This window comes from Neobacillus terrae, from assembly GCF_011393025.1.
Lineage (GTDB): Bacteria > Bacillota > Bacilli > Bacillales > Cytobacillaceae > Neobacillus_A > Neobacillus_A terrae.
The window spans coordinates 1-16,595 of record NZ_JAAOEO010000045.1 but is presented as its reverse complement, the minus strand read 5'-3'; the positions used below and the strand labels follow the sequence as shown (position 1 = coordinate 16,595).

General features: G+C 40.6%; 15 protein-coding genes, 1 tRNA gene, 1 other RNA gene and 1 other annotated feature. Of the genes, 4 read left to right on the top strand and 13 right to left on the bottom strand.

What is annotated here, in order from left to right:
• Nucleotides 1-426: 426 nt before the first annotated feature.
• From G8761_RS25780 to tadA, 7 genes are all read right to left on the bottom strand, one after another.
• A complete protein-coding gene (locus G8761_RS25780) occupies nt 427-690 on the bottom strand; it encodes a pro-sigmaK processing inhibitor BofA family protein (protein ID WP_166030795.1) in 264 nt (87 codons plus the stop codon).
• Between the two features lie 87 nt (nt 691-777).
• Entirely contained in the window at nt 778-996 is a 219-nt protein-coding gene (locus G8761_RS25775; protein WP_166030794.1) for a YaaL family protein, read from the bottom strand.
• 18 nt (nt 997-1,014) lie between these two features.
• The gene (gene recR, locus G8761_RS25770; RefSeq protein WP_166030793.1) at nt 1,015-1,611 is read right to left on the bottom strand and encodes a recombination mediator RecR; all 597 of its coding nucleotides are present in this window, start codon (nt 1,609-1,611) and stop codon (nt 1,015-1,017) included.
• Nucleotides 1,612-1,625: 14 nt separating this feature from the next.
• Entirely contained in the window at nt 1,626-1,952 is a 327-nt protein-coding gene (locus G8761_RS25765; RefSeq protein WP_275940744.1) for a YbaB/EbfC family nucleoid-associated protein, read from the bottom strand.
• A gap of 18 nt (nt 1,953-1,970) precedes the next feature.
• Nucleotides 1,971-3,653: a DNA polymerase III subunit gamma/tau gene (gene dnaX, locus G8761_RS25760; protein WP_166030792.1), complete on the bottom strand. Its 1,683-nt coding sequence runs from the start codon at nt 3,651-3,653 to the stop codon at nt 1,971-1,973.
• 173 nt (nt 3,654-3,826) lie between these two features.
• Nucleotides 3,827-4,090: signal recognition particle sRNA large type (gene ffs / locus G8761_RS25755), an RNA gene on the bottom strand.
• Between the two features lie 82 nt (nt 4,091-4,172).
• Nucleotides 4,173-4,703, bottom strand: a complete 531-nt coding sequence (tadA, locus tag G8761_RS25750; protein WP_166030791.1) for a tRNA adenosine(34) deaminase TadA — start codon at nt 4,701-4,703, stop codon at nt 4,173-4,175.
• 342 nt (nt 4,704-5,045) lie between these two features.
• On the opposite strand from tadA, the gene G8761_RS25745 reads away from it, so the two are divergent.
• The 3 genes from G8761_RS25745 (at nt 5,046) to G8761_RS25735 (ending at nt 8,049) form a co-directional block, all read left to right on the top strand.
• Nucleotides 5,046-6,461, top strand: coding sequence for a glycoside hydrolase family 18 protein (locus tag G8761_RS25745; RefSeq protein WP_166030790.1), 1,416 nt, complete (start codon nt 5,046-5,048; stop codon nt 6,459-6,461).
• 235 nt (nt 6,462-6,696) lie between these two features.
• Nucleotides 6,697-7,344, top strand: coding sequence for a deoxynucleoside kinase (locus G8761_RS25740; protein WP_166030789.1), 648 nt, complete (start codon nt 6,697-6,699; stop codon nt 7,342-7,344).
• A 12-nt stretch (nt 7,345-7,356) separates the two neighbouring features.
• Nucleotides 7,357-8,049, top strand: a complete 693-nt coding sequence (locus G8761_RS25735; protein WP_166030788.1) for a deoxynucleoside kinase — start codon at nt 7,357-7,359, stop codon at nt 8,047-8,049.
• Nucleotides 8,050-8,258: 209 nt separating this feature from the next.
• Here the strand turns inward: G8761_RS25735 and G8761_RS25730 are convergent.
• From G8761_RS25730 to guaB, 6 genes are all read right to left on the bottom strand, one after another.
• Nucleotides 8,259-8,351 (bottom strand) — tRNA-Ser (locus G8761_RS25730).
• Nucleotides 8,352-8,458: 107 nt separating this feature from the next.
• Entirely contained in the window at nt 8,459-9,733 is a 1,275-nt protein-coding gene (gene serS, locus G8761_RS25725; protein ID WP_166030787.1) for a serine--tRNA ligase, read from the bottom strand.
• An 87-nt stretch (nt 9,734-9,820) separates the two neighbouring features.
• Nucleotides 9,821-10,038, bottom strand: a binding site (T-box leader).
• A gap of 57 nt (nt 10,039-10,095) precedes the next feature.
• Nucleotides 10,096-10,686 carry a pyridoxal 5'-phosphate synthase glutaminase subunit PdxT gene (gene pdxT / locus G8761_RS25720; protein WP_166030786.1) on the bottom strand — a complete coding sequence of 197 codons (591 nt, stop codon included), beginning with the start codon at nt 10,684-10,686 and terminating at the stop codon, nt 10,096-10,098.
• 14 nt (nt 10,687-10,700) lie between these two features.
• Complete coding sequence (pdxS, locus tag G8761_RS25715) at nt 10,701-11,582, bottom strand: pyridoxal 5'-phosphate synthase lyase subunit PdxS (RefSeq protein ID WP_166030785.1); 882 nt, start codon at nt 11,580-11,582, stop codon at nt 10,701-10,703.
• 177 nt (nt 11,583-11,759) lie between these two features.
• A complete protein-coding gene (locus G8761_RS25710; RefSeq protein ID WP_207789350.1) occupies nt 11,760-13,079 on the bottom strand; it encodes a serine hydrolase in 1,320 nt (439 codons plus the stop codon).
• 369 nt (nt 13,080-13,448) lie between these two features.
• On the bottom strand, nt 13,449-14,912 hold the full coding sequence (gene guaB / locus G8761_RS25705; RefSeq protein ID WP_166030783.1) for an IMP dehydrogenase: 1,464 nt from the start codon (nt 14,910-14,912) through the stop codon (nt 13,449-13,451).
• 115 nt (nt 14,913-15,027) lie between these two features.
• On the opposite strand from guaB, the gene G8761_RS25700 reads away from it, so the two are divergent.
• Nucleotides 15,028-15,984: a YaaC family protein gene (locus G8761_RS25700; RefSeq protein WP_166030782.1), complete on the top strand. Its 957-nt coding sequence runs from the start codon at nt 15,028-15,030 to the stop codon at nt 15,982-15,984.
• Nucleotides 15,985-16,595 lie beyond the last annotated feature (611 nt).

The following is a 16,595-nucleotide window of genomic DNA, read 5'->3' as shown; positions in this document are numbered from 1 at the left end:
CCGATAAAGAGTATGAGTTTAGCTCATAAAGTTACGTTGGCTGATGAATAAATTCATCATGTTATTGTTTGTTTGTTTGTTCACGCTTTGTTTGTTTAGTTTTCAAAGAGCAAGGCAACTTCTTTGATTCATCCTCTTAGCAGCCTTGCGACGAGCTGAACATATTCTTCTTGAACAGGCTCTGGCGCAGGAGCAATTTTAAGGTTGCATCGTGAAGTTTATTAAGTTCATCGCTCAGAAGCGACTTTATTATCATATCATTTCAAGTTATCAATGTCAACAACTTTTTTTGCAATGCTTATCGCTTGTCATCAGCGACCTTTAATATATTACATGATACCATTCTATTGGTCAACCCCTTTTTATTATTTTTTAAAAAAGAAGTTATAAAAGAAAAAAACCGCTGCAGGTGACAGCGGAAAAGTCCTAAAGAATCCATGTTTGTATAGCCACTAATGCAGCCAGGCCTGGAATTCCCAAGAAACCAGAAACTGCAGAAGTAGCAAAATTTATCGGAACATGAATGCCATACCGGTTGCCTGCTGCATTTAAAAAGAATAAAAATAATGCTCCGATCAGCAGTTTTACAGCAAACTGGCCAATAAACCGAAGCGGCTTAAAGGGTGCCCCAGAAAAAAGGAGCAGAACAATCAAACCGCCTAATATAGAAATAATCACAATTGGTTCCAAAAAAGCTGTCCCCCCTCCTGTTTTAACTTGTACTAAAAAGTTTATGTACAAGTTATACAATTAGAACAGAAGAGAGTGACAGCTCCATTATCGATTTATCCGTATATTTCTGTATTTGGCTTCTTTAAATAGAAAGAAATATTTGGCTTCTGACAGTTTGGTTTGGCAAATTACTTCTTCGGAAGGGTCAAAACTCTTCTCAAGCAGCACCTTTTGATTTTGCCAATCATTTTTATAGTCATTTAGCTGAGTAAGCAGTCTTTCGTCAAATTCTTTTCGCAGCCAACCCTTACGGCGAAAAAACATGTTGATTCCTCCGGTATTTTATAATTCTCTTCGTCCTTCCAAAGCCTTTGACAAAGTTACTTCATCAGCATATTCCAAATCCCCGCCTACCGGAAGTCCATGGGCAATTCTGGTCAGCTTAATACCCGATGGCTTAAGGAGCCGGGAGATATACATTGCTGTTGCCTCTCCTTCAATATTAGGATTGGTAGCCAAAATGACCTCCTGGACAGTTTCATCCTGCAGACGCTTTAACAGGCTGGGGATATTAATATCCTCTGGTCCAATTCCATCCATTGGAGAAATCGCACCTTGCAATACATGGTATAATCCGTTGTATTCCCTCATTTTTTCCATTGCAATTACATCTTTAGGGTCCTGTACCACACAAATCGTTGTGCGATCCCTTCGCTGGTCCTCACAAATATAGCAGGGATCCTGGTCAGTAATATGGCCGCAGATAGAGCAGTAAGTCAGGTTTCTCTTTGCGTTGACAAGAGCCTTCGCAAAATCAAGGACAGTGTCCTCTTTCATACTTAGAACAAAAAAAGCCAGACGAGCGGCCGTTTTCGGGCCGATACCTGGCAATTTCATAAAGCTGTCAATCAGCTTAGATATCGGTTCAGGATAATGCATATTTTTTATTCCTCCTAGAACATTCCCGGAAGATTCATTCCTTTAGTGAATTGTCCCATTGTTTCATTAGTCATCTCATCAACCTTCTTAAGGGCGTCATTCACAGCAGCCAAAACAAGGTCCTGAAGCATTTCTACATCATCTGGATCTACAGCTTCCGGGTTAATTTTTACATCCGTTATTTCTTTGTGTCCAGTAATTGTAACAGTAACCATTCCTCCGCCAGCAGTACCTTCAATTTTCTGGGTGCCCAGCTCTTCTTGAGCCTCCTGCATTTTCTTTTGCATTTTTTGCATTTGCTTCATCATATTTTGCATATTACCCATTCCACCACGCATCATAACTTCAACCTCCATTTTTTAGTCAACCACTTCTACAAAGTCAGCACCAAATAGTCGTTTAGCCTCAGATATAAGCGGCTCCTCTTCTTTATCAGGTCCGCCTTCCTGCTGGTCAGATTCATGGCTGCTTAAAAAGCTTTCGCGAATTGTTTGCCATTGTTCTTCGGGAATTCCCAAAACATTGAATCTGTTACCGACTAGGGTCTGGAAAGCATTTGAAACTGTTTCTACAAACTTATGATTGTCCATAGCCATTTGACAGTGAATTTCATGTTTGAATTTTATAATAAAAGCAGATGGTGAAGCCGCAACAGGCTCTGCCTCATTTAATAAGGCAGCATGTGATTTCATAAGCTTGCTGAGCATAGCTCCCCACTGACTTTTTATTTGGTGTAAATCATTCTTGGTAGCATTTTTTAAAACTTCATTTATTTTTCCTACAGGCGCCTGAAATCCTTTTCTGGAACTCCTTGCGGGCTGTTTTGGAGCTGCCTGAACTGTTTCATGGGCGATAACCGGCCCATTTGCCTTTAGATCTTTCAGCTCAATTTCAAGTTGTTCTATACGGTTCAATAGCTGAGATACATCTCCTGAAGGAACATGCCCCTCTGCCCCAGCCTCCATCTGGCAAAGTTTTACGATGGCTACCTCCAAAAAGATTCTTGGATGGTTTGTCCATCTCATTTCCTGCTGGGTCTTATTTAATACATCAATAAGCTGGTAAATTTGGTCCGGAGAAAAAGCCTCCGCCAATTGACGGAAATCGTCATCAAGCATGACTCTTTCAAACGATTCTTCCAAAGAAGGAGCTGTTTTATACAGAAGCATATCACGGTAAAAAAGAATAAAGTCTTCAATAAAACGTGATGGATCCTTTCCATGGTAGAGCAATTCTTCCAGAGCTTCAAGCCCACTAGCCACATCCTTATCAATAATGGCTGATGCCAGCTGATTCAGAAAGCCCTGAGATACCGCACCAGTAACTGCCAAGGCGTCTTCTTCGGTTACCCGCTCATCGCTAAAGGAAATAGCCTGGTCCAGCAGACTCAAAGCATCCCGCATACCGCCTTCTGCTGCTCTCGCAATGATTTGTAAAGGCCTGTCATCGCATTTAACTCCAGTTTCCTGCGTAATGAGCTTCATCCTTTTAACAATGGATTGAGCAGTAATCCTTTTAAAATCAAAGCGCTGACACCTGGAGATAATTGTTAATGGTATCTTATGGGGCTCCGTTGTCGCTAAAATAAACATCACATGCTTTGGTGGTTCCTCCAAAGTTTTTAAAAGGGCATTAAAAGCACCAATAGAAAGCATATGCACTTCGTCAATAATATAAACCTTGTATCTTACTACACTTGGAGCATACTTGACCTTATCGCGGATATCCCTGATTTCTTCTACACCATTATTTGAAGCAGCATCGATTTCAATTACATCTGAAATTGATCCATCCGTGATGCCCAAACATGCCGGACATTCATTACAAGGTTCCTGGACGGGTGCTCTTTCACAGTTAACTGCTTTTGCCAAAATTTTGGCTGCACTTGTTTTCCCCGTTCCTCTCGGGCCGGAAAATAAATAGGCATGCGAAGTTTTTTGCTGAAGCAGGGCATTCTGCAATGTCTTGGTTACATGTTCCTGTCCTACTACATCTATAAATTGCTGAGGACGCCAGACCCGATATAACGCTTGATAAGCCATATGACATTGCCCCCTTCCTCATTGTTATCTTTTCTATTATACAGTATCTATTTTGACTTTTACAAAACCTAAAATTAAAAAGCACAGCTATTTGAGCTGATTTTTAAAAAACCCAAAATATACAAAAAAACTCATTCCTTTAAGGAACGAGTTTTATTATGTGATATTAACTGCCGTGCACCTTCCATCGACTGACACCCATAGGCGTTACTTAAGCAGTTGGCTCAGCCCAGGCAACCCTGCGGCACATGAGAGTGCCCACTTAATGCTGCTTCCTTCCGGACCTGACATGGTTCATGGATTCCCATTGCGCAGGACCCAGGCGTCAACACCACTTACTTAAGGCAGCCCTACAGGAAGACAGCCTCAGGAAGGGATTCAGCCTCGCTAGAGCGGATTGCGAGTACAGGGCACCGCTACCTCCCCGCCTAGCACGGCAAAATTGATACCATTTAGTTAGGCGCCATCTCTCTGACGCTTTTTCAGTATACTAAGTTTCTCTTAAAAAAGCAATGTTTATTAGCTGTCAATTCCTGTCTTATTAACCAGCTCTTTTTTCTTTTTATCTGCTTTCTCCTGTTTCTTCTTTTCCCGCAGTGAACGGAAAAAGTCAGATAGCATTAATCCGCATTCTAGTCCAAGGATACCAGCAGTAACTTCACATTGATGATTAAAGCGATCGTCATCCAATAAATTCATCAATGTTCCGGCACATCCTCCTTTAGGGTCAGCTGCACCATACACCACCCTTTTTATTCTGGAAAGGATAATCGCCCCGGAACACATAGGACATGGCTCAAGCGTTACATATAAAACCGCATTCTCAAGCCGCCAAGTTCCAAGCTCCTTGCAGGCACGGTCTATAGCAAGCAGCTCTGCATGGGCAATTGCATTCTGTTCACACTCTCTTAGGTTGTGGCCACGGGAGATGATCTTGCCATCAACAACAATCACAGCACCAATCGGCACTTCATTTAATTCTTCAGCCTTTTTCGCTTCATTTATAGCCTCGCGCATAAAATATTCATCAGGTAACAAATCCATTTCCATAAAGACCATCCTTTAAAAACAAGGCTTTGTTAAACTACATTGTTGATATTAACGAAAACAATGGATGAAAGCCTAAAATCTCCACTTCCTCGAAAAAGTTGCACTTTTTCTTCGTGCGATGTTTAAGCTGCCGAAGCCTTCCTTGTACTGTGGCAACGCCTTTCTGACCCACTTCCGGCAGGCCACTCTTTTCCGAACTAACATTCCTTATTATATCATTAATTAAATATGGTCTGCATATTCCTTCCGAATGATTCAGAGGTTCTTACATTAGTGGTATCATTGGCCCTTTCCCGAATACATATATAAAGATGAAAAAAAGAGAAAGCGAGGGATGGATATATGCTTACTATACATGTTGTAAAAAGCGGAGATACGATAGACAAACTTGCAAGGGCATACGGTGTAAGTACAAATGCCATTGTAAGAGCCAATGGACTGGAAAATCCGAGTAAGCTGGTTATTGGCCTTGCTCTTATTATTCCAAAGCCTTATTTGCGCCATGCCGTTCAAGCTGGGGAAACTTTGGATGAAATCGCAAGGCGTTACAGGACAACTGTTCCAGAAATGATGCAGCTAAATCATTTAACGAATGCAGCATCTATTTATCCGGGACAGCGTTTACTTGTACCTGTCTTTTCTTATACTGTCAGGCCCGGGGATACACCGACCTCCATTGCAAGTCGGTTTGGAATAAGTGTACAACGCCTTCTTCAGGAGAACGGACTAACGAGCACATCACGCTTAACAGCTGGACAAAAAATATTAATCCCAGACCCTCCGAAAAGGACCATTGATGTTAATGCGTTCACAACTGTATTTGGCCAGGCAGGAGCCCGAGAAGTAAGAGACGTAGCCCATGACCTTACCTATGTAAGCCCGTTCGGTTACCGGATGCAGAGGGATGGATCTCTTGAGCCTATCGATGATGTACCGACCTTGCAGGCTGCCCGCAATGGCCGCATTGTCCCCATGATGGCCATAACGAACTTTTCTGCCACAGAAGCAGGTACTCAGCTAGCTCACACCATTCTATCCAATCCCACTCTTTCCGATAAAATTTTGACTAATACTCTTGCCATTATGCGCCAAAAAGGATATCGTGCCCTCAATATAGATTTTGAAAATGTTTCTCCAGAAGACAGGGAAAACTATAACCGCTTTTTGCAGCAAGCAGTAGACAAATTACATCCCGCCGGTTATCTTGTTTCCTCATCACTTGCCCCTAAAACAAGTGCTGGACAAAAGGGATTATTATATGAGGCACATGACTACCCTGCCCACGGCCGCATTCTGGATTTTGTTGTTCCAATGACATATGAATGGGGCTACCGTTTTGGTCCTCCACAGGCCATTTCTCCACTTAACTTAATGAGGCAGGTTATTGAGTATGCGGTAACAGCTATTCCAAGAAATAAAATTCTGCTTGGATTTCAGGTGTATGCGAGGGATTGGGTCCTCCCTCATGTTAAGGGACAGGAGGCAGAAACATTCGATATGCAGGAGGCCATCAGGCGGGCAGTGGAGCATAATGCTGTTATCAAGTATAACGAAACAGCTCAGTCACCGTTTTTTCGTTATACAGACAGCAGAGGCCGCCAGCATGAGGTATGGTTTGAGGATGCCCGCAGTGCTCAGGCCAAGTTTAATCTTTTAAAAGAATTTAATTTAAGAGGTGTAAGTTATTGGGTTCTAGGTTACCCTTTCCCGCAAAACTGGACGCTTCTTGAGGATAATTTTATCATTAGAAAAATCTAAAAGAGACGCTGACTTAAACTGCCGAAATTCGGCAGTTTTTTAATGCCTGCTTATCCATTCCCCGTTTTTTCTACAAGAAATGACATCCTTCTTAATATTCCATATCATTTCCTGTTAAGAGTGTGATAAAATACTTTCTGTGTCATTAAATATCACATTTATATTATTATTAATTTCTAAATAAAAGACACCTTTTAATTTGAAATTTGCGGCAAACGGAAAAGGAGGATGAACGATGGGGGAAACACCCTTTATTACCGTTGAGGGGCCGATTGGTGTTGGAAAAACATCTCTCGCGAAAGCAATTTCGGAGCAATTCCATGTTGCGTTATTAAAAGAAATTGTGGATGAAAACCCATTTCTGGGTAAATTTTATGAAAATATAGAGGAGTGGAGTTTCCAAACGGAGATGTTCTTTCTCTGTAATCGTTTTAAGCAGCTGGGTGACATCAACAATCATTATTTGAGTAAAAATCAATCAGTTGTAGCTGATTACCATATATTTAAAAACTTAATCTTTGCTCAAAGGACCTTGAAGGATGATGAGTACCAAAAGTACTATAAAATATATCAGATCCTTACAGAGGACATGCCAAAGCCAAATGTCATTATTTATTTGCATGCAAGCCTTGATACTCTTTTAAAGCGGATTGAAATGAGAGGACGGGAAATCGAGAAAAAGATTAGCCCTCTTTATTTGGAACAGCTTTCCCTTGATTATGAAGAAGCCATTTCCAGCTTTGAAAGACTGCATCCAGAAATACCTGTATTGCGTTTTAATGGTGATGAAGTAGACTTTGTAAAAAACAAAAAAGACTTACAGTACATCATCGAAAAACTTTCTTTATCACTAAACCAGGACAGCTGGACAAAAACTTTGTAGAGGGGGATGTTAGTGAGTATCGTAATAGGCGGAATGATCGGACTCGGAAAGACCAGTGTAGCCGACATTCTTAACGATCATTTTCAGAGTAACGGCATAGAGAGTAAGGTTTTTTATGAAACGGTGGATGACAATCCTATCCTCCCTCTCTATTATGAATTAACGGATGAAGAATTAGAGGCAAAAAGAATACCTTTTCTTTTGCAGCTCTTCTTTTTAAATAAACGGTTCAAAACAGTTAAGGAAAGCATCAGCTGGAAAAATCCTGTGTATACCATCCAGGACAGATCCATTTATGAGGATTGGTACTTTGCTCTTGTTAACAAGAATCTTGGACGAATTTCAGCATTAGAATTTAAAATTTACGAAGATCTTGTGGACAATATGATGGAGGAACTGAACGAACTTCCAAAAAAGGCACCAGATTTGATGGTTTACCTAAAAGGTTCCTTTGATACGGTCATTGACCGTATTATGGCTCGTGGAAGAAGCTTCGAAATCAATCCTGAATTAAAGGAGTACTATTTTGAAGTATGGAAGGGCTATGATGAGTGGGTTATGGACCACTATAATGCAAGTGAAGTTTTAGTTATTGATATGGATACAACAGATGTAGTGAAGCGGCCAGAGGATGCTTTAAAGGTTTGCCGCAGTGTTGATTCAAAGTTAAAAGAAATTCTTGGTGCAACAGCGTATATCGGCTAAAAACCGGTATACGTTTTTTTATTTGTCTGCTAATTTCTTTATATAAGAGCAAACATGCCTGATTAGGACTTCCTCGAGAAAGATATGCACTGTCTGCGTGCGTTCGATTTATGGATATAAATTCTGATTTAGCTAAAAAAACCCGCCTTCATTTTCATGAAAGCGGGCTTTATCTCCAGTTATTTATGCGCGTTTTTAATTTTTAAAAATGGAGGAGGAAGAGGGATTCGAACCCCCGCGCGGTTTGACCCGCCTGTCGGTTTTCAAGACCGATCCCTTCAGCCAGACTTGGGTATTCCTCCGTATCGACAATTACTAATTTATCATATCAATAAGTGCATGTCAATAAATTATTAAAACTTTTTTTGCATGAAGGGAGCAAAAGCCCCCTTATGCAGTATTATTATCATCATTTAATTATTTCTTTATTCCCCATATATGGACGAAGGACTTCAGGTACAATTACACTGCCATCCTCCTGCTGATAATTCTCTAAAATAGCAGCTACTGTTCTTCCAATGGCAAGCCCTGATCCATTTATAGTATGAACATGTTCTGGCTTAGCTTTAGGGTCACGGCGGAAACGGATATTCGCACGGCGTGCCTGGAAGGCTTCAAAGTTACTGCAGGAAGAAATCTCGCGGTAAGTTCCATAGCTTGGAATCCAAACCTCTATGTCGTATTTCTTAGCTGCTGTAAAGCCCAGATCTCCAGTGCACATGCTTAGAACTCTGTAAGGCAGTTTAAGGAGCTGTAATACTCTTTCTGCATCTGCAGTCAATTTTTCCAATTCATCATAGGAATCTTCCGGCTTCACAAATTTTACGAGCTCTACCTTATTAAATTGATGCTGGCGGATCAAGCCCCTTGTATCACGGCCAGCAGATCCTGCTTCTGAACGGAAACATGCGCTGAATGCAGCATACTTAAGAGGAAGCTCTTCACCATTTAATATTTCATCTCTGTGGAGATTGGTTACAGGCACCTCTGCGGTAGGAATAAGGAAATAATCCTCATTTTCAATTAAAAATGCATCTTCCTCAAACTTAGGAAGCTGTCCGGTCCCTGTCATGCTTGCCCGATTTACCATGTATGGAGGAAGAATTTCCTTGTATCCATGTTCGTCAGAATGGAGATCCATCATAAAGTTAATCAGGGCTCTTTCCAATCTGGCACCTAACCCTTTGTAAAAAACAAAGCGGCTTCCCGTAACCTTGGCTGCCCGTTCAAAATCTAGAATATCAAGCCCTGTAGCAACATCCCAATGTGGCTTGGCTTCAAAACCAAATTCCCGGACTTCCCCCCATTTTCTTATTTCAATATTATCATCCTCTGACTCTCCATTTGGAACGCTTTCATGAGGAATATTTGGAATGCTTAGCATTAAACTTTCAAGTTGTTCTTCCACAACACGAAGCTCATCATCAAGTACCTTAATGCGGTCACCTACTTCACGCATTTCTGCAATCAGATGATCAGCATTCTTCTTTTCTCTCTTAAAAAATGCCACTTGCTGTGAAACTTCATTCCTTTTGCTTTTTAGCTGCTCGGTTTCCACAATTAAATCTCGGCGCTGCTTATCAAGATCTTCAAACTTCCCAAAGTCAGAGAGGTCCTCCCCACGGTGCTGAAGTCTGCTTTTCACTTCTTCAAAATTAGATCTTAAATACTTAACATCAAGCATGTATTACCCACTCCTTTAATCAAAATAAATAATTCCAATAATGTCCTCCGGCTAGGGTTATAAAAACAAAAAACTCCCGTCCCCTGAAACAGGGACGAGAGTTACCCGCGTTGCCACCCTGGTTGGCAGAAAAATCTACCCACCTTAAACTCGTAACGGTTTTTAACCGAAGGTACTTACTCGCTGCAATTGCTTTCCATACCCTGCTCAAGGACGGATTCACAAGCCCCATCCACCGGTTCACACCTGCCACCGGCTCTCTTTTGAATGGAGTGCATGCTACTATTTCCTCTCAATGCTTTTTCCATATAGATAAATTGTAATTTATAGCGTACTATAATTATCAGCAGTTTGCAACCAAATTATACTAATTGCTTTTCCTTTGCCTCTTTAACCATGTTCACAAAATATGCAGCTAAACGATGATCTTCTGTTAGCTCAGGATGGAAGGAACAGCCCAAAAACTGGCCTTCCCTTGCAGCCACGATTCTGCCGTCATGCTTGGCAAGGACCTCTGTATTTTCCCCAGCTTCCACAATATGCGGGGCACGGATAAATACTGCAGGAAAATCAGCGGCAACGTCTTTAATATCCAAGTCAGCTTCAAAGCTCTCTCTTTGGCGGCCAAATGAATTTCTTTCCACCGTTATATCCATAACTCCTAAATGCGGCTGATCATAACCAACAATATTTTTGGCCAGCAAAATCAAACCTGCACATGTGCCAAACATTGGCTTGCCTTCCTGTGCCTGTTTTCTAAGCTCATCCATAAAATCATATTTATCAATTAATTTTCTCATTGTCGTGCTTTCGCCGCCAGGAAGAATTAACCCATCTACATTTTCAAGCTCTTCTTTTTTCTTTATTACAAATGCCTCGGCACCAGCTGCTTCAACAGCGCGCACATGCTCGCGAACGGCCCCCTGAAGGGCAAGTACACCTATTTTAACCATTTTAAAATATCTCCTTACCAGCCACGATCCTGCATCCTTGCTGATGGTGCAAGTGTGGAGATTTCAATACCTTTCATCGCAATACCAAGATCCTTGGATATCTCAGCGATTAATTTATAGTCTTGGTAATGAGTTGTTGCTTCAACAATAGCACGGGCAAATTTTGCGGGATTATCAGACTTGAAAATTCCGGAACCTACAAATACTCCGTCAGAACCTAATTGCATCATAAGTGCAGCATCCGCTGGTGTAGCTACTCCGCCTGCAGCAAAGTTTACAACTGGAAGACGGCCAAGACGCTTGATCTCGAGAAGGATCTCATATGGAGCTCCCAAAAGCTTTGCTTCAGTCATCAGTTCATCTTCGTTCATTGCAACAACCTTGCGAACCTGGGCATTTACCTTGCGGATATGTCTTACGGCTTCAACAATATTACCTGTTCCTGGTTCACCTTTTGTACGAAGCATTGATGCACCTTCACCAATACGGCGGGCAGCTTCCCCTAAATCACGGCATCCGCAAACAAAAGGAACAGTATATTCTTTTTTATTTAAATGAAACTCTTCATCAGCGGGAGTTAAAACTTCACTTTCATCGATGTAGTCAACACCCATAGCTTCTAGGATACGAGCTTCAACAATATGACCAATACGTGCTTTTGCCATTACAGGGATAGAAACTGCATTCATAACCTCTTCTACAATGCGCGGGTCTGCCATTCTTGCTACTCCGCCTGCTGCACGGATATCAGAAGGTACACGTTCCAAAGCCATTACCGCAACGGCTCCAGCCTCTTCTGCAATTTTTGCCTGCTCAGCATTGACAACGTCCATAATAACGCCGCCTTTTTGCATTTCAGCCATGCCGCGCTTTACTCGATCTGTACCAGTTTTCATTACATTACCCCCTAATTAGTTCCATCTCTCTATTTAAAGAAGATTTAAACTATTATTGTCGAACCTAAGGAAAAGCTAAATCCGCATATTTGAATTATTTGTTTTCCATAAAGAAAATAAACACCAAAAAAGGATTCCTGTCAAGGCAGGAATCCTTTAGTGTCTAATAAAAGGCGCTTAGAACCAGCCTGTTACAGCTGAAGAAATAGATCCCCAAAGATCACCAAAAAATCCGCCGATACCTCTCATCATAAGAACAAACCAGTTAGCTTTTTCAACACTTTGTGCAGCCACTACATCTACCTGTGTTTTGTTTGCTCCTTTACCATTAAGGAAGCTAATCTTTCCCCCATTTTTAGGAACTAATTTAATATAACCAACTTTTTCTCCTTTTTTAACAGGAGCAGTCAGTTCACCTTTTTTATTTAATTTATTTTTATCTAATACTAGAACAGGCTTATAATTGCCCTTATCTCCATTCAATATAAGCATGTTAATAGATGATTTTGTATAAACCTTAACATTGTCTTCCTTACCTTTGGTAACTGGAATGGCTTTCTTTCCTTTTACCTGGTAATGCTTAGGAACAATCTGTTCCTTTGTATAGTTGGTAAAACCATAATCAAACATCTTTCTTGTTTCATCAAAACGGGCTTTATAGCCTCCATTTCCCTTACCGTCTGTCGCATTCTGAACAACAGTTATAAACCTTTTGCCATCACGGCTTGCTGTTCCTGTAAAGCAGTATCCGGCAAAATCTGTTGTACCTGTTTTTAAACCGTCTACTCCCGGATATCCATACACAAGGCTTGGTAACATCCAGTTCCAGTTCTCCATATTAATTTTATCCGTTGTACCTTCACGGAAGACCATTTTCGGAGTGCTTGCAGTCTTCAATACCTCAGGGAAATCATTAATCAGGCGAAATGCCAATGTTGCTGTAGCCCGGGAGGACATAACATTCTCATCTGTCTCGCCTGACCCCTGTGGATGTGAGCCTTTGTACTCTGAGTTATTTAAACCAGTTGAGTTAACAAATTTAAAATCCTTCAAGCCAAGTTCTTGTGCTTTTTTATTCATCATTTTTACAAAATTAGTTTCTGAACCTGCGATAGTTTCAGCAATTGCAATGGTTGCCCCGTTGGCAGAGTAAATAGCCATTGCCTGGTAAAGTTCACGGATTGAATATTTTCCGTCCCTTCTTAAAGGAACATTAGATAAACTGCGGTCCTGTGAAATTTTCCAAACAAGTTCATCGACATTATATTGCTGGTCCCATTTAACCTTGCCGTGCTTAATTGAATCTAAAAGAATATATTCAGTCATCATTTTTGACATACTTGCAATTCCTAGCAGGCTGTCAGCATTCTTTTGATAAAGAACCTCCCCTGACTGGCCATCAACCATAATAGCTCCAGCTGCATTTACATTCAATGGTGCCTGTGCATGAGCCTTATCCAGACCTGTGAAAAGGCTGACTGACATTACTGCCGCCATTGTACCGGCAGCATATTTCCGAAAAAACTTTTTATTCACTATAACGCCCTCCAAGATTTTATGTAATATGCGATGTATTTAATGTGATTGAGAAACTATTGACTCCTGCGAACATCCTTTATTACTCGCAGCACTAGGCGTAAAGCCCGAGGTTACACACCTTGGTATTTTAACATAACTTAAAAACAAATCATAGACAGAGTAATTACCTATCTTATTTCCAAAAAAAAGATATTTCCCAGAAAACTTTATTTTCGGAAGGATATAAGAACCTTCGAATGTTTCGGAACGAATGGATATAAACTTTTCCCTTTGAAATTCCCTTCATAATTTTAGACAAAAAAATAGAGAGGGGATTCCTCTCTATCATTACATGGAATAATTAGGGGCTTCCTTCGTAATCTGAATATCATGCGGATGACTTTCTCTTAAGCCTGCACCAGACATTTTAATAAATTGGGCTTTCTCTCTTAAGTCATTCAAATTACTTGAGCCGCAGTAGCCCATTCCTGCACGGATTCCTCCGATAAGCTGATAAATAGTTTCAGAAAGCGGCCCTTTATATGGCACCCGCCCTTCGATACCCTCCGGAACGAATTTTTTATTATCTTCCTGGAAGTAGCGGTCTTTCGATCCTTTTTCCATAGCTGCAATAGAGCCCATTCCACGATATACCTTAAAGCGGCGGCCCTGATAAATTTCTGTTTCACCTGGGCTTTCAGATACACCTGCCAGCATACTGCCCAGCATTACGGCATGTCCGCCTGCTGCCAGTGCTTTTACAATATCACCCGAATACTTTATACCGCCATCGGCTATTATTGCTTTACCGTGCTTCCTAGCCTCTGTAGCACAGTCATAAACAGCAGTGATTTGCGGTACTCCTACCCCTGCTACGACTCTTGTTGTACAAATGGATCCAGGTCCGATACCCACTTTAACAATATCAGCACCTGCTTCAAACAGCTCTCTTGTAGCCTCTCCAGTGGCGACATTTCCTGCAATAATTGCCAGGTCAGGGTAAGCACTCTTTATTTCCTTAACGGTTTCTATTACACCTCTGGAATGTCCGTGAGCAGTATCTACTACAATGACATCAACATTTGCCTTTACAAGCTTTTCTACACGTTTCATTGTATCTTTTGTAACTCCTACGGCTGCACCTGCCAATAGTCTTCCTTGACGGTCTTTTGCTGAGTTCGGGAATTCAATAACCTTTTCAATATCCTTTATTGTTATGAGGCCTTTTAGCACGCCTTCATCATTTACAAGAGGAAGTTTCTCAATTTTATGCTGCTGAAGAATTTTTTCAGCTTCTTTCAATGTTGTACCTACAGATGCGGTAACCAGGTTTTCCTGGGTCATAACGTCTGCAATCTTTAAGGAATAATCCTGTATAAATCTCATATCTCTGTTCGTGATGATTCCAACAAGCATTTGTTCCGTTTCGTTATTTACGATAGGAACACCTGAAATACGATACTTACCCATTAGATGTTCAGCATCATATACCTGATGGTCAGGAGTAAGGAAAAATGGATCAGTAATAACTCCGCTCTCGGATCTCTTAACTTTTTCAACCTGTTCTGCCTGCTGTTCAATGGTCATGTTTTTATGTATAACCCCTAAACCGCCTTGGCGAGCCATTGAAATTGCCATTTCTGCTTCCGTAACTGTGTCCATACCCGCACTAATGATTGGTATATTAAGCTTTACATTTGCAGACAATTCAACTTGTAGATTTACATCCTTTGGCAATACATCCGATTTTGCTGGAATAAGCAGAACATCATCAAACGTTAAACCTTCTTTGGCAAATTTACTTTCCCACATGTTGGTTTTCCTCCCGAACTAAAATTTTTTATTTTAAAGGTTATCAATTGGACAAAATACTGTCAAGGAACCTGTCGTATTTCCATTTTTCTAAAAATTTCAAAGGGGCAAACCAATGAATTCTTCCTATAAGGACTGGAGCAGCTATTCATTCTTTTTTTCAGCAGAATACAGTCAGGAATTTCTAAAAAAAAAATATCTATCTATTGGAATTAATGACGCTGAAAAAAACAGTTTTGATAATTGCTATCCATTTATATATTATCTTGAACACGGAAAAATCTATTTTGAACAAGCAGGACTTTCTCCTTTTATTTTAAAACCAATTCTGCTTTTTTATGGATTAGTACATTTAGTAAAGGCATGCATTTTGACGCTTGATCCCTTATATCCAGAAAATACATCTGTTCTGGCTCATGGAGTATCAGCAAGAAAAAGAAAAAAACAAAATTACCAGTTTTTTAAGGATGAAGTTAAATTTCAAAAAAACGGTCTGTATCCCCACCTTTCCGAGGTGATGTTTCACATGAAACAATTGGAAGGGGAAAAAGCAACTATGGAAGAGCTCCTTTCCCTTATACCTGAATTGGACCCTCTATTCAAAAGGGTAGAATCCAAATCAAATTTTACCATGGTATCTCAAATACATAATGAACTTCTTATCCCCGAGAATATATTAGATCGATTCCATATGACAGACAGCCGTTTTGGAGAGTTCCTCATCTCTAAATCGGACATGCCAATAAAATTCCAAGGGAAAAAGGAAAAGCAGCTTATTTTCCGGACTGAAGGTTCTATTTTTAAAGCCTACTCACCCTTTAAGTTTAATCTTGATGAAAATAAAATTGTGTTTCCGTTAGCTAAAACTGAGCTGTTCCATTTTCCCGAACTAATGGTCCATTATTTGCTCCTATACAATTTAAGCATGATTGCTCGCTATGAGACTGAATGGTGGAGTGAATTAATTAAGACTATGCCAAATAGGGATTATCCGTTTATTTATTCATTTCTTGATTGTACTTTAAAAAAGAGCCCATTTCTTATTTTTAACTATTTGATGGAAGGAAATTGAGAGGTCTGCAGATCTCTGAAGAGGAGCATATGCCTTTAAAAAACAGACTCGCTTTCCGCGGGCAATCAAGCTGCTGCCTGTAAATAACTTCATGGTAAGCAACTGAAATGACAGCTACTTGCGGCTTTGCGACGAGCTGAAGATAGCTTCTTCGAATATTCTTTGGCGCAGGAGCACGCCTCCTCGATCGCTAACGTCCTGCGGGGTCTCGCCTGGCTTTCTTTTCCCGTAGGACATTGGATAACTTCCTTGAAATCGCCCACGCACGAAGGAAATGCGATAGCGTTTCCGATGAGTCTCGTCTGTTTTTTTCACAGTTTCTTCAAAATGAAACAATCTCTTAGTAAAGAGTCTAATTAATAGATCGTCCTATTTAAAGGAAATCTTATGGTCTATTTCTAGCTTCTACAATTTTCAACCAATGTTCTACAATACTTAATTAAACTTCTACACTCTTAGATAAAATTTTAGGCAAGCTTCTACATTTATTACAATTTACCCCGTTATTCCTTGCCAACGCAGTTATCTTTAACAACAAAAAAAAGACAACCCATACAGGTTGTCTTTCGTTTGCCTGGCAACGTCCTACTCTCACAGGGACGCATGTCCCA

Excerpts from the sequence above, each read along its gene's own strand:
- G8761_RS25775 (WP_166030794.1), bottom strand. The coding sequence starts at position 996 with ATGTTTTTTCGCCGTAAGGGTTGGCTGCGAAAAGAATTTGACGAAAGA.
- recR (WP_166030793.1), bottom strand. The coding sequence starts at position 1,611 with ATGCATTATCCTGAACCGATATCTAAGCTGATTGACAGCTTTATGAAA.
- G8761_RS25765 (WP_275940744.1), bottom strand. The coding sequence starts at position 1,952 with ATGATGCGTGGTGGAATGGGTAATATGCAAAATATGATGAAGCAAATG.
- dnaX (WP_166030792.1), bottom strand. The coding sequence starts at position 3,653 with ATGGCTTATCAAGCGTTATATCGGGTCTGGCGTCCTCAGCAATTTATA.
- tadA (WP_166030791.1), bottom strand. The coding sequence starts at position 4,703 with ATGGAAATGGATTTGTTACCTGATGAATATTTTATGCGCGAGGCTATA.
- G8761_RS25745 (WP_166030790.1), top strand. The coding sequence starts at position 5,046 with ATGCTTACTATACATGTTGTAAAAAGCGGAGATACGATAGACAAACTT.
- G8761_RS25740 (WP_166030789.1), top strand. The coding sequence starts at position 6,697 with ATGGGGGAAACACCCTTTATTACCGTTGAGGGGCCGATTGGTGTTGGA.
- serS (WP_166030787.1), bottom strand. The coding sequence starts at position 9,733 with ATGCTTGATGTTAAGTATTTAAGATCTAATTTTGAAGAAGTGAAAAGC.
- pdxT (WP_166030786.1), bottom strand. The coding sequence starts at position 10,686 with ATGGTTAAAATAGGTGTACTTGCCCTTCAGGGGGCCGTTCGCGAGCAT.
- pdxS (WP_166030785.1), bottom strand. The coding sequence starts at position 11,582 with ATGAAAACTGGTACAGATCGAGTAAAGCGCGGCATGGCTGAAATGCAA.
- G8761_RS25710 (WP_207789350.1), bottom strand. The coding sequence starts at position 13,079 with ATGGCGGCAGTAATGTCAGTCAGCCTTTTCACAGGTCTGGATAAGGCT.
- guaB (WP_166030783.1), bottom strand. The coding sequence starts at position 14,912 with ATGTGGGAAAGTAAATTTGCCAAAGAAGGTTTAACGTTTGATGATGTT.
- G8761_RS25700 (WP_166030782.1), top strand. The coding sequence starts at position 15,028 with ATGAATTCTTCCTATAAGGACTGGAGCAGCTATTCATTCTTTTTTTCA.